The organism is Vibrio sp. dhg (assembly GCF_003443775.1).
Classification (GTDB): Bacteria; Pseudomonadota; Gammaproteobacteria; order Enterobacterales; family Vibrionaceae; genus Vibrio; species Vibrio natriegens.
In genome coordinates this window covers 94590-107491 of sequence record NZ_CP028944.1, presented here as the reverse complement: position 1 = coordinate 107491, position 12902 = coordinate 94590, and the positions used below count along the sequence as shown (strand labels likewise).

Genomic DNA, 12902 nt, shown 5'->3' with positions numbered 1-12902 from the left:
TCAGGTTAAAAACAACAAAATCCCTCACCTACGTTTGGTCAGGGCAGTCATTATATTCAAAAGGAAAAATACCCATGCTTAAACAAATTAAAACCCTTGCTATTACTTTTGCAGCTCTCGTTATGAGCCCAGTCAGCCTTGCTCACGAATATGAAGCGGGTCAGATTCATATTGATCACCCATGGAGCCGTGAAGCACCACCTAATGCTCCTGTTATTGGCGGGTTCTTACAACTCAACAACCACGGTGAAAAAGAAGACGCATTGATCGCGGCACAAAGCCCAATTGCGGCGCGCATCGAACTTCATAACCACATTATGGAAGATGGCGTGATGAAGATGGTGAAGGTTAGCGAGATTAGCGTACCAGCAAAAGGTACGGTCGCACTGGAACCAGGAAGCTTCCACCTGATGATTTTTAACCCGAATCAGACGCTAAAAGAAGGTGACCGCTTCCCTATGACGTTAACGTTTAAAAACGCAGGTAAAGTAGACGTAGAGATAGCTGTCGAAAATAAAGGTCATATGGAAAAGCATATGAACCATTAATCGCTAACTGGTTTATAAATACAAAGAGCCCGACCAATTGGTCGGGCTCTTTTCGGACTGTCGATTACTTAAAGCACACTTCGGCCCAACGAGCCAGACCCGCAGTGACCGAACCAAAGTAATTACCGCTAACCACTGGAATATTCGGCAGTACCGACTGCACGGCATCGCGTAAAATAGGTGAACGTGCAGAACCACCCGTCATAAAGATCGCGTCCGGTTTAACACCAGCTTGCTCGACGGCTTCGGTGACCAATGCGGTCATCTTATTTTTTGGTGACTGAATAGCATCAATCATTTCTTCACGCTTTACGTCCACTTCGATAAGCTCGGACAACAAGTTAATACCTGCGCGATACGAAGCATCATCAGAAAGCGCTACTTTCGCCTCTTCAGCACGACGAACAATGTTATAGCCCAAAGACTCATGATAAACCTCAAGCAGACGCTTAAGCTTTTCCGGTTCCTGCGCCTGCTTATGAAGCAGCTTTAACGCTCCAAGGTTGTCACGGGAATAAAAGTCATTCTGCGCTTCGACGTTATTAATCGCGATTGGGTTCCAGAACTGAGTCGTCGGCATCACGATGCCCGATTCCATTTTGCTTTCCATGCCAAACGGGAACATCAGTTGCTTAAACGCAATCGCAATATCCAAATCATTACCGCCAACACGCTGACCGCTGTGTGCCAGCAAGCTCGCGGTTCTGTCTGCTTTACCAGACCATGACGGACCCATTTGAATCAGTGAACAGTCGGTTGTACCACCACCGATATCGACCACTAGGATCGTCTTATCTTCGGTAAGTGTCGCTTCGTATTCTAAACCCGCTGCGACAGGCTCAAATTGAAACTCTACGTTGTTAAATCCAGCGCGTTTCGCTGCCTTTAAAAGAATGCCTTCCGCCTGGATATTGGCCTTTTCACCGCCACGGCCATGAAAGTTAATCGGACGGCCAATCACCGCATCCGTAATCGTTTGTTGAGCGTCATTTTCTGCCTGCGATTTGATGTTATCCATCATGGCGCAAACCAAGTCTTCAAAAAAGGCGAGTTGCACGTCACGTAGACCTGACGCCCCAAGGAATGACTTTGGCGATTTAACATAGTAAATGTCACGAGGATCTTCTAAATAGCGATTCAGTGCCGCTTGGCCAAAATCGATATCCTCGGGTTCCAGTTCAATGCTCTCTTCGCGATTTAAGTTGATTGCGCGGCGAAGTACTTGCTCTCCGACCTGATCGAACGGTTTAATATTTCGATGTCGAAATAGATGCTCAGATACCGATTCACGCGTCGGAGCCGCTAGCGTGGAAGGAATGAAATAATTACTCTCTTCAAGCTTGAGCAATACTGGCTCACCTGATTCCATTTTTGCCACTGAACAGTTTGCAGTGCCATAGTCAAAGCCGATAAACATGGATCCTCCCACTGACTAAAAAAGGTCGGCAATGCTAACTCAACACTGAATGAATTGCTACTGTACAGCGTGTTATTGTTTTTGTTCAGGATCTTTTTTCGCAGATGGCAGAGCGACAACGACAATGAAAGCTAACAATAAGAAGACCGGAGTCAGCTTTAACCCATGCCAAATGGAATAGCTATCATGGAAAAGCCAAAAAATGCCCACGGTGAGCAGATAAGCAAAGTAGCTACAGAACACCAAACTTACCGCCACAAAGCGGGCTCGATTGATGATCAGAATACGAACCAGGTATTGGCTGAGAATACCTGCGCAATGCATCGCAAGTTGCCAGTTAATCACAAAGACGGCCAGCGCCACAAATCCAGCCACCAGTAACGAGTCGTAGGTATTAATGGCAAAGTAGCTGCCAAATCGGCTGATGATGAAGGGGTATTCCCCCTCATACACGGTTGACCAGGAAATCGCGTTAGCCGCTGAAACAAAGTTAGCGAAATAGGCGATAGCATAAAAGGAGGTTTGGGAACTGAATGGCTGGAATACTTCGTTACGGTAACCTTGCCACTCTTCGTCGTTGTCTGTCGGGCCAACCCAACTTCGCTCTCTGGCAGGAACTGGCTCGTCAAATGCAGGGCCATTACGAAACAATAACCAAAAAATATACAGTGCAAGTGCGACCAGGAGTATTGTCAGCATACCCTTCCCCTTTTCATTTTGTCGATTTCACTGCCTTTGGCGTTGGAACGTAAACTGCACTTCCTTGTTATTATTTACTCATCAATGAACAACAGTTTGCTTTGTCACTATTGATTCAATTTTTCTTCGAATACACCTAACTCTCGACCAAGCCAAATAGCATGCTCCGTGTAATCGAGTAGCTCTCGCTCACTCACCGGACGGATCAGTACAGAGAAATCACCGCGAATCACATCTAACCAAGCGATAAATTCTTCGCTCAGCGTTTCTAGGTGTATCTCGAACATCGGCATTTTATGTGGGCCTTGTAAACGACCGACTAAAGGACAAACTCTGAGAACATCCTGACGTTCCTGACGAATGATCTCATTTAACGCTTGAGCTTTATCTTGCTGTCGCAATGGAAAATAAACGTGGGCGCGATACATAACTTCTCCATGATGCACTCTACCTTAAGTTTAGGTAATGCTGTCTTAGTAATCGTCTCACTTACTTACGCAAGTGGTTGGAATAGAAACGGCTTCAATGTGCCGCAACACTACCTTGATTCCATTCTATAGGGAAGAAATTATCTTTTTCCCATCATCTTAACCGTCGAGATTCAATAATAATGGCCCAGTTTGTTAAATTTTACAGCCTAATTTTGTTGCAAATAGTTCCCAATAACTAGTGATTAGATTCAGATTTCGACGTTACAGAACGAAAAAACCAGCATATTACTCTGCATATCAGGGGTGTAAGCAAAACTTTACTGTTGAATAATTGTTAAAATAAAGCATTTTTTAACAATTTGTTTACACTTATGATGTCTGGTTATACCAAGATGAATTACCAAACCCAGTGATTAGACAATTACTCGGATTGGTATGACTAAAAGGGTTAGGCGTTACGTATCAGTATTAACAATGCCTTGTGTTTTACCCAAACACGACATTGTTAATCAATAAATGACTGAAAGGATTATAACGGTCATAAACAAACGCAGCCTGAGGCATAACCTTTTACGCTGATGCCAAAGTTTGAGTACCCATACAAACTTTGGTTTGATAATGAACAGCTGCAGTCCAAAAGACCCGCAGCGTCAAAAGGAGCTTGAGATGAACGTTCAGGCATTACCCATGCATCGGTTTATCGACCATCATGGGAACCTAGTCGGCCAACTACCCAACTGGGCTGACGTAGAAACATTGGTCGGTTTTTACCGTGATATGGTATTAACGCGTACCTATGATAATAAAGCTGTTGCTTTGCAACGCACAGGGAAATTAGGGACCTACCCTTCGCATCTTGGCTCTGAAGCTATTGGGATCGCTGTCGGTCGTGCACTAAAAGCCGATGACGTCTTCGTTCCTTACTATCGCGACATGCCTGCTATGTGGTGCCGTGGTATTGGTATGGAAAAGAACCTGCAATACTGGGGCGGTGATGAACGCGGTAGCGATTTCGCACCAGAAGGTAGCCCGATACCAAGTCGGGACCTGCCATTTTGTGTCCCAATTGCCACACAGTGTACCCACGCCGTTGGGGTCGCTTCGGCACTGAAAATTCAGGGCAACCATGAGGCAGCGCTTGTCATGTGTGGTGACGGTGGTACTTCCAAAGGCGATTTCCTCGAGTCCATTAACTGTGCTGGTGCTTGGAACATTCCTCTCGTGTTTGTTGTTAACAATAACCAATGGGCGATTTCCGTACCTCGCAGCCTTCAATGTGCCGCTGAGTTTTTATCTGAAAAAGCAAAAGGGGCTGGTATTCCAGGCATTACCGTCGATGGTAATGACGTAGTCGCAGTCTTCGACGCCACTATGACCGCGCTAGAAAGAGCCCGCAAAGGTAAAGGTGCAACACTTATAGAAGCGGTAAGCTATCGCCTCAGCGACCATACAACCGCCGACGATGCTACCCGCTATCGTAACGAAGATGATGTTCAGACTGCATGGCAATTTGAGCCCGTTCGTCGACTCAAAACTTTCTTGATCAACCAAGATGCCTGGAGCGAAGAACAAGATAAACAATGGCTCGAAGAGTGCAAACAACAAGTTGAATTAGCAGTGAAACGTTACCTGAATATGCCTAGTCAAGCGCCTGAATCAGGGTTTGATTACCTTTATGAGTCTCTTCCTCAAGAACTTCATACTCAAAGAGATGAACTCATCAATAAAGCAATGCGCATGCAGGGAGGCAAACATGGCTGAATTGACTTTAGTTGAAGCAGTAAACCTCGCGCTGCATCATGAAATGGAACATGATCCAAACGTGGTCGTGCTGGGAGAAGACGTCGGTGAAAACGGCGGCGTATTCCGAGCTACGGTAAACCTCAAACAGAAATTCGGTTTGAAACGAGTGATTGATACGCCACTAGCCGAAGCCTTGATTGGTGGCGTTGCAGTCGGGATGGCAACACAAGGGTTGCGCCCGGTCGCAGAGTTTCAATTTCAGGGATTTGTCTTCCCGGCGATGGAACATTTAATGTGCCATGCCGCTCGAATGAGAAACCGAACTCGCGGTCGACTCACCTGCCCAGCCGTATTCCGTGCCCCATTTGGTGGTGGTATTCACGCGCCAGAGCATCACTCAGAAAGTGTGGAAGCATTGTTTGCCCACACACCTGGGCTGAAAGTCATCGTCCCATCATCACCTCAGCGCGCCTACGGATTATTACTTGCTGCTATCCGCAGTAATGACCCGGTCATGTTCTTTGAACCAAAAAGAATCTATCGCACCGTAAAATCGGAAGTGGTTGATAATGGTGAAGCATTACCTCTGGACACTTGTTTTACGTTACGCAAAGGTCGAGACATCACCTTAGTTACGTGGGGCGCTTGTGTTGTTGAGTCATTACAAGCAGCTCAAACATTGTCGAAACAGGGTATCGAAGTCGAAGTACTGGATTTAGCCAGCATCAAACCAATTGATACCACTACCATCTTCCGCTCATTGGAGAAAACCGGTCGCCTGCTCGTGGTTCACGAAGCAAGTAAAACTTGTGGTGTTGGTTCTGAGCTTTTAGCTCGCACCGCCGAACACGCCATGTGCTTATTAAAAGCGCCACCGAAACGGGTTACCGGAATGGATACCATCATGCCTTACTATCGTAACGAAGATTATTTTATGGTTCAGGAAGAAGACATTGTGAACGCAGCGCGTGAACTCGTGGAGGATTGGAAATGAAGACGTTTAACTTACCCGATCTCGGCGAGGGCCTCGCTGAGTCAGAAATTGTAAAATGGCACGTGAATGTGGGTGACATGGTCGAAGTTGATCAGGTGATCCTTACTGTCGAAACAGCCAAAGCAACAGTCGATGTTCCGGCGCCTTATTCCGGCAGAGTGGTCAGTCGCCACGGTGAAGAAGGCGATATCGTCAACATTGGTGCCTTACTTCTCGAAATCGATGAGAGCGGTGCAGAGCATCATGTCTCCGCTGAGAAAAGGCAAACTGCAGACGCGGCTACTGTGGTCGGTAATGTGTCGCACCAAACTCAAAACGTGAATGTCGATGACTTTTGGGTTGGCAGTAGCGACGGTACATCCAACAATAATTTGATCACCGCCCTGCCTTCAGCTCGACTATTAGCGAAGAAACTGGGGGTAGATTTAAACGCGGTTTCTGGCAGTGGTCCAAACGGCTTGATAATCGATTCTGATATCTACGATGAAGCTGGCAAGCAACGTCCGGGCACCGAGGTGCTGAAAGGCGCCCGCCGAACCATGGTCTCTGCTATGGCAGAGTCACACAAAAATGTTGCAGCCGTTACTATCACCGAAGAAGCCTTGTTGGAAAACTGGACTGTAGGTGAAGACATCAGTATTCGTCTTGTTCAGGCTATCGTTCATGCTTGCCAGGAAGAGCCAGCCCTAAACGCTTGGTTCGACGAAGAAACCATGACGCGCTGTGTTCATACCACTGTAAACCTCGGCGTTGCTGTGGATAGTCGTCATGGCCTGTACGTACCCGTTCTTCGTCATGCCGATGAGTATGAGTCAAAAGACGTCCGTCGCTGGCTCGACCAAACTGTAGAAGGCATTCGCGAAAGAAAGATCAATCGTGAAGATTTACAACACGCCACGATTACTTTGTCTAACTTTGGCGCAATCGGCGGTATTTTTGCTACGCCAGTCGTTTCTCCGCCACAAGTCGCGATTGTCGGCGCTGGCCGTATCATCGAGCGCGTTGTGATAAGAAACGGAAAAGCGGTCGCGGTTAAAGTTATGCCGTTATCCATCACTTTTGACCACCGTGCATGTACTGGTGGTGAAGCGGCAAGGTTTACCAAAGTACTTGCGGAGCATTTGCAAAGGCCAAGTGGAAACTAGCTTTGATATGATCTCAAAGGCTTCCTTGATGGAAGCCTTTTTTGTTTTTGCTTTTGATATACACCTTAGAAACCTGCCCCGGTCTTTCCTGTCACGTTCGTTCTGACATAAGCAAACACGTTCAATCACGTTTACGTTAACTGAGCTATAGTTCTTTATATGACAATAACATAGTTCAGCTTGATCAAAGGACAGAGAGATATGGAACGAGAAATTATGGAGTTTGACGTCGTGATCGTAGGTGCCGGTCCTGCTGGTTTAAGTACCGCTTGTCGTTTGGCTCAGATGAATCAGCAGCGCCGAGACAATCCGCTATCTATTTGTGTGGTAGAAAAAGGATCCGAAGTCGGAGCCCATATTCTCTCAGGGGCCGTATTTGAAACTCGTGCTCTGGATGAACTTTTTCCTGATTGGCAAACTATGGAAGCGCCACTGTCCACGTCCGTGACAAGCGATGATTTTCTCTATCTAACGACATCACTTAACCATGTCAAAGTACCTAATGCTCTTACTCCGAAGCCGATGCACAACGATGCAAGCAACTACATAATTAGCCTCGGAAACCTTTGCCGTTGGTTGGCAAAACAGGCTGAAGAGCTTGGGGTTGAGATTTTTCCGGGTTTTGCAGCAGCGAGCATCAATTACGACCAATCCGGTGCTGTTACAGGCATTACGACTGGTGATATGGGACTGGATAAAAACGGGAACCAAAAAGCTAACTTTGAAGCGGGCATCGAATTAAAAGCAAAATACACAGTATTCTCCGAAGGCTGCCGTGGACATTTAGGTAAAGAGCTCATCAGTCGGTTTGGCTTGGACTCAGGAAAACAGCCACAGCATTACGCGTTGGGTATAAAGGAAATTTGGCAATTACCTGATGGCGATGCGGAACGAGCAGGGAAAGTTATTCACTCCGTTGGCTGGCCGTTGAGTGAAACGAAAACGACCGGTGGCGGATTTGTTTACCACATGGAAGACAATCAAATTGCTGTCGGGCTTATCGTCGACCTTAACTACTACAATACCTACTTAAGTCCATTTGATGAGTTCCAGCGCTTTAAACACCATCCAGCGATTAAGAAGCAACTCAAAGATGCTCAGCGTGTTGCCTACGGAGCCAGAGCACTGGCGAAAGGCGGCTTTTCTTCACTTCCTAAACAACAGTTTCCCGGCGGACTTTTGATTGGCTGTGATGCTGGTACATTGAACGTCGCCAAGATCAAAGGCAGTCATACGGCGATGAAATCTGGCTTGTTGGCAGCAGAAGCTATCGACAAAGCGATACAAAAGGCTTCAGTCGAGCCTGATTACCAAACGCTATTTGAAGGGTCATGGTTGTATGATGAGCTTGTCGAGACACGCAACTTCGGCGCAAATATTCACAAGTTTGGCAGTCTGCTAGGAGGTGCGCTTTCTACCTTTGAGCATAATGTTTGGCGACCACTGTTTAACAAGCCATTGCCATGGAAAGTTCGAGATAATTCGCATGATCACGAACAACTCAAGCCAACCAGTGAATGTCATCCTATTCACTACCCTAAACCGGACGGAAAAATCAGTTTTGATAAGCCCTCTTCCGTTTTTTTGTCGGGGACACAACACGAAGAAAATCAACCATGTCATCTCGTTCTCACATTCCCACACATTCCGATAGATGTGAACCTTGGGATGTTTGATGAACCGAGTCAGCGATACTGTCCCGCTGGGGTTTACGAAGTGATTGAAGTCGATGGAAAAACCACATTTCAGATCAACTCGTCAAACTGTGTTCACTGTAAAACCTGCGATATTAAGGATCCATTCCAAAATATTGCTTGGAAAACGCCAGAAGGCGGAGGCGGCCCGAATTATCAGAATATGTAACCTCATCTGATGAGTGGTCTAAGCTTTAAGCACGGAAAACGTTTATAACAGAGTAAAACGAGCAGCACTCTTCTTCGATCAGGAAGCTTCAGCATGTCTGACCAAAATGACACTACAAGTAGAGACTCTGAAAACATCGCGCAAACTGTGTTAGAGATCGTTCGGGACCTAAAACTTGAACTAGACCCCGAAGGTCTCTCGTCCGTTTCTATTCACTTAAAAAGTGACCTCGACCATGACCTTTGTTTGGATAGCCTAACGCGTGCTGAGCTAATCACACGCATAGAAAGTCGTTTCGACGTGTCACTTCCTGATCACGCATTGTCCAGCATATCGACACCAGAAGATATTATCGGCGAGATTTTAACGGCAGGATCATCAAATAAAACAGCCTACTTAGATGAGTCGGCGAAAGCGATCAAACTCGACTCAGTCCATCAGTTACCAACTGAGGTCAAAACGCTACAAGCGCTACTCGACTGGCATGTGGAACATCACCCGGAACGCCCCCATCTTTACGTTTATCAAAACGCTGATGAAGTGGTAGAAGTCAACTATAAACAACTAAAACAACAAGCTCTCAAAATCTCCGCTGGGCTAATTGACGCGGGAGTTGAAGCTGGGGACTGCGTCGCAATCATGTTGCCAACCTGTACCGACTACTTCTACAGCTTTTTTGCAATACTTTACGCCAGAGCGGTGCCTGTTCCCATTTATCCACCAGCCCGAATTGAACATGTCGAAGATCATTTGAATCGTCACGCCAGTATTCTCAACAATGCTCAGGCAAAACTATTGATTACGGTGCCAGAGGCAAAACCTGTGGCCCACTTACTTAAATTACAAGTACCGTCTGTTGATGCCGTCGTTACCGCGAATGATTTGCAAAAAGACACCAGCTTCCCCGATATGGGTGAAGCTAAAACCGACGATATTGCTTTTTTGCAATACACATCCGGAAGTACGGGTGTACCTAAGGGCGTGACCCTTACCCATGCGAACTTACTCGCTAATATCCGCGCGATGGGTAAAGTCATTAACGCCAAGTCGGACGATGTGTTTGTGAGTTGGCTACCCGTCTACCACGATATGGGACTCATCGGAGCATGGCTTGGTAGCTTGTATCATGCGATCCCTCTGGTGATCATGTCGCCATTGCTCTTCTTAACTAAACCTCAGCGATGGCTATGGGCGATTCATCATCATCGAGGCACCCTTTCTCCCGCACCAAACTTCGCCTATGAGCTTTGCGTTTCTCGAGTGAAGGAAAGCGATCTTGAAGGGCTCGATTTAAGCAGTTGGCGGCTTTCCTGGAACGGCGCAGAGCCCGTGAGTCCACAATCGATCCAAAACTTCTCTGAAAAATACGCCAAGTATGGATTTAAGCCAGAAACCATGTCGCCTGTGTATGGGCTAGCGGAATCTTCGGTCGGGCTGACATTCCCAGTGACCGTCCGCGAACCGCGTATTGAGTATTTCCAAAGAGCATCGTTAAGCCAGTTTGGTCGTGCTGTACTCGCCCAACAGGAAGATGAAGATACCATTCCGTTTATTGGCTTAGGCTACCCACTTCCCGAGCATCAAATTCGTATCGTTGATGATCTGGGCAAAGAATTACCCGATGGAGAAGAAGGCGCACTTGAGTTTCAGGGTCCGTCCGCCACCCAGGGTTACTATCGAAACCCAGAAAAAACCAAAGCGCTGTATCATGATGGTTGGCTGGTAACAGGGGATCGCGCGTTTACATTAGGCGGCGAGCTTTTTATCACCGGACGTAGCAAAGATATCATTATCAAAGCCGGGCGTAATATCTATCCTCATGAGCTGGAACAAGCGGTAGGGAGTATTGATGGTATTCGCAAAGGTTGTGTGGCCGCGTTTGGTAGCCACGACGCGCACTCCGGTACGGAGAAACTGATCGTGTTGGCGGAAAGCCGCGAAACCAGTAAAGACAAAGTAAAACAGCTAAAACGTAAAATTAACAAACTATCTCTAAAACTACTTGGCAATCCCGTCGATGATGTCATTATCGGCCCGCCTCACTCCATTCCAAAAACGTCCAGTGGGAAAATTCGTCGTAGTGCGTGTAAAGATCTGCATGAACGTGGATCCTTTGCGAAGCAGCATCGGGCTTTGTGGTTACAAACCCTGAATCTCGCCTTAGCTGGCATCATGCCGCAACTGCGTAAATACATGCGAATCCTTTTAGACATCGGGTACGCGGCCTATTCGTGGTTAGTGTTGGGAATACTTGCTCCTATCGTCTGGTTACTTGTTGCCGTCTTACCCAATAAGGCCATATGCTGGAAAATAGCCCAGTTTGGTGCCAAAGCGCTCATGGGACTTACTGGCACAAAGTGCACCATCGAAGGAAAGGAACACTTACCAGCAGGAAATTCCCCCTGTATTTTTGTCGCGAATCATTGCAGTTATCTTGATGGGCTGGTGATCGTCGCCGTTTCAGAATTGCCTTGCCGTTTTGTGGCAAAAAGTGAGTTACTCAATAATCCATTTACCAGAATTTTCTTAAGCAAACTCGGCACGGAGTTTGTTGAACGGTTTGATGTAGAAAAAAGCGTTGTGGACGCTAAGAGGCTGGCTTTTGAAGCTGAAGACTGTCAGCCAATGGTCGTCTTTCCTGAAGGAACATTATATCGAATGTCTGGCCTTCATCCGTTTCATATGGGCGCATTTATTGCTGCCGTAAGCTCACAAGTGCCAGTTATCCCGATTACCTTATGTGGCACGCGCTCTAAACTCAGAGGTAACTCTCTTTTCCCACGTAGAGGCGACATCAGTGTAACCATTGGTGCACCGCTCTTCCCCAATGGTAATGACTGGAACGCAGCGCTTGAACTTCGCGATAAAGCCCGATCAGAGATCCTCACCCACTGTGGTGAGCCAGATATGGCACGCAGTTAGCCAATACCCGCAATAAAAGTCGTGAATTGCGGCGTGCCTGAGGAAGCTCACTGATTTCTTTAACTTTCTCTAACTGATTGTTTTAAAACTAGAGGCTAACGGATTTAGATTCTGATTCTATATCCAGTACTATAAGTTCGACATCGTGGTCTTGCATTTTCTTCGCAATATTCTCTGGAGGTCGACGATTAGTCACGACAAAGTCGATATCTGACCACAAACAGGACTGGAACATCAGTTGGGTATTGAACTTACTGTCTTCCGCAATACAGATAACCTGAGTAGATTGATCTGCCATCGCCAGCTTTAGGTTGGCATCCGTCTCTAAGTCGGTTGTGATTCCCGATTCAGATAAAGCACTCACACCAATAAACGCTTTGTTTGCCTGATATTTTCTGATCTGTTGAATGGTCATATCGCCGAGTATGGCGTGAGAAAAGTCATCAAACGTTCCACCAAGCACACACTTTTTGATACCAGCCTTATCCTGAAGTTCACTAAGCGCCTCAAGTGAATTTGTTATCACACTGCAAGGCTCATTGAGATGATACGCCAGCGCGGCACAAGTGGTGCCAGCGTCTAAAAATACGATGTCATGCTCTTTGATAAGTGATGCTCCAAATGCAGCCAGATTTTGTTTAATCGGATTGGATTTCGATCTCTGATTAAAGGAAATCGTCACCTTTTTATCATCCAGAATTGCGCCGCCTCTGATGCGCAATATTCCCGGATGGTCAGCGAGTTTAACCAGATCTCTTCGGGCTGAATCGTAAGAAATGTCATACTTAAGGCAAATCTCGTCTATCGTGACTTTACCTGTGCTTTTTATATGAGCTTCTATCTCTATCAAACGTTCTTCTTGCGTCATTCACAATCACACTATGCTTAGTTTTGTATGAGTGTAACGTATTCACGCGAAGTTAAACACTTGAATACGCGTAAAATCACTTACATTTATACGTGGTTCCATGCGATTGATACGCAGGACATCGCTTTTAACGCTTGAATGTGCGTAAGCAAACGTGCAGTATTTGTGTTTTACATACGCGTTTTACATACGCATTAATACGTGAATATAAGCACTAACGCGTAGTGTATAAGTGATGTTGTAGCCAAAGGTAGATAGATCTTCCGAGTGAT

At 46.4% G+C, this 12902-nt stretch carries 10 protein-coding genes; 6 read left to right on the top strand and 4 right to left on the bottom strand.

Going from position 1 to position 12902, the window contains the following annotated elements:
- Positions 1-74 precede the first annotated feature (74 nt).
- Positions 75-548 (top strand): copper chaperone PCu(A)C, encoded by a 474-nt coding sequence (locus DBX26_RS16160; RefSeq protein WP_118119967.1) that lies wholly within the window; start codon positions 75-77, stop codon positions 546-548.
- A 64-nt stretch (positions 549-612) separates the two neighbouring features.
- Here DBX26_RS16160 and yegD read toward each other — a convergent pair whose 3' ends face one another.
- From yegD to DBX26_RS16145, 3 genes are all read right to left on the bottom strand, one after another.
- Positions 613-1965, bottom strand: coding sequence for a molecular chaperone (gene yegD / locus DBX26_RS16155; protein ID WP_118119965.1), 1353 nt, complete (start codon positions 1963-1965; stop codon positions 613-615).
- A gap of 72 nt (positions 1966-2037) precedes the next feature.
- Positions 2038-2664 carry a hypothetical protein gene (locus DBX26_RS16150; RefSeq protein ID WP_118119964.1) on the bottom strand — a complete coding sequence of 209 codons (627 nt, stop codon included), beginning with the start codon at positions 2662-2664 and terminating at the stop codon, positions 2038-2040.
- A 107-nt stretch (positions 2665-2771) separates the two neighbouring features.
- Positions 2772-3092 carry a DOPA 4,5-dioxygenase family protein gene (locus tag DBX26_RS16145; protein ID WP_014234325.1) on the bottom strand — a complete coding sequence of 107 codons (321 nt, stop codon included), beginning with the start codon at positions 3090-3092 and terminating at the stop codon, positions 2772-2774.
- A gap of 669 nt (positions 3093-3761) precedes the next feature.
- Between DBX26_RS16145 and pdhA the strand changes: the two genes are divergently transcribed.
- The 5 genes from pdhA to DBX26_RS16120 all read left to right on the top strand — a co-directional run bounded on the left by pdhA (position 3762) and on the right by DBX26_RS16120 (position 11762).
- Positions 3762-4856, top strand: a complete 1095-nt coding sequence (pdhA, locus tag DBX26_RS16140) for a pyruvate dehydrogenase (acetyl-transferring) E1 component subunit alpha (protein WP_118119962.1) — start codon at positions 3762-3764, stop codon at positions 4854-4856.
- Positions 4849-5832: an alpha-ketoacid dehydrogenase subunit beta gene (locus DBX26_RS16135; RefSeq protein ID WP_014234327.1), complete on the top strand. Its 984-nt coding sequence runs from the start codon at positions 4849-4851 to the stop codon at positions 5830-5832. Before pdhA ends, DBX26_RS16135 begins: the two co-directional genes overlap by 8 nt.
- Positions 5829-6977 carry a dihydrolipoamide acetyltransferase family protein gene (locus tag DBX26_RS16130; RefSeq protein WP_162889733.1) on the top strand — a complete coding sequence of 383 codons (1149 nt, stop codon included), beginning with the start codon at positions 5829-5831 and terminating at the stop codon, positions 6975-6977. Before DBX26_RS16135 ends, DBX26_RS16130 begins: the two co-directional genes overlap by 4 nt.
- Before the next feature lie 201 nt (positions 6978-7178).
- Entirely contained in the window at positions 7179-8840 is a 1662-nt protein-coding gene (locus DBX26_RS16125; RefSeq protein ID WP_118119958.1) for an electron transfer flavoprotein-ubiquinone oxidoreductase, read from the top strand.
- 93 nt (positions 8841-8933) lie between these two features.
- Entirely contained in the window at positions 8934-11762 is a 2829-nt protein-coding gene (locus tag DBX26_RS16120; RefSeq protein WP_118119957.1) for an AMP-binding protein, read from the top strand.
- A gap of 88 nt (positions 11763-11850) precedes the next feature.
- Here DBX26_RS16120 and DBX26_RS16115 read toward each other — a convergent pair whose 3' ends face one another.
- Positions 11851-12630 carry a DeoR/GlpR family DNA-binding transcription regulator gene (locus tag DBX26_RS16115; RefSeq protein ID WP_065301228.1) on the bottom strand — a complete coding sequence of 260 codons (780 nt, stop codon included), beginning with the start codon at positions 12628-12630 and terminating at the stop codon, positions 11851-11853.
- Positions 12631-12902 lie beyond the last annotated feature (272 nt).

Bases quoted from the DNA above. Each gene is read 5' to 3' on its own strand.
- DBX26_RS16160 (WP_118119967.1), top strand. From the start codon at position 75: ATGCTTAAACAAATTAAAACCCTTGCTATTACTTTTGCAGCTCTCGTT.
- yegD (WP_118119965.1), bottom strand. From the start codon at position 1,965: ATGTTTATCGGCTTTGACTATGGCACTGCAAACTGTTCAGTGGCAAAA.
- DBX26_RS16150 (WP_118119964.1), bottom strand. From the start codon at position 2,664: ATGCTGACAATACTCCTGGTCGCACTTGCACTGTATATTTTTTGGTTA.
- DBX26_RS16145 (WP_014234325.1), bottom strand. From the start codon at position 3,092: ATGTATCGCGCCCACGTTTATTTTCCATTGCGACAGCAAGATAAAGCT.
- pdhA (WP_118119962.1), top strand. From the start codon at position 3,762: ATGAACGTTCAGGCATTACCCATGCATCGGTTTATCGACCATCATGGG.
- DBX26_RS16135 (WP_014234327.1), top strand. From the start codon at position 4,849: ATGGCTGAATTGACTTTAGTTGAAGCAGTAAACCTCGCGCTGCATCAT.
- DBX26_RS16130 (WP_162889733.1), top strand. From the start codon at position 5,829: ATGAAGACGTTTAACTTACCCGATCTCGGCGAGGGCCTCGCTGAGTCA.
- DBX26_RS16125 (WP_118119958.1), top strand. From the start codon at position 7,179: ATGGAACGAGAAATTATGGAGTTTGACGTCGTGATCGTAGGTGCCGGT.
- DBX26_RS16120 (WP_118119957.1), top strand. From the start codon at position 8,934: ATGTCTGACCAAAATGACACTACAAGTAGAGACTCTGAAAACATCGCG.
- DBX26_RS16115 (WP_065301228.1), bottom strand. From the start codon at position 12,630: ATGACGCAAGAAGAACGTTTGATAGAGATAGAAGCTCATATAAAAAGC.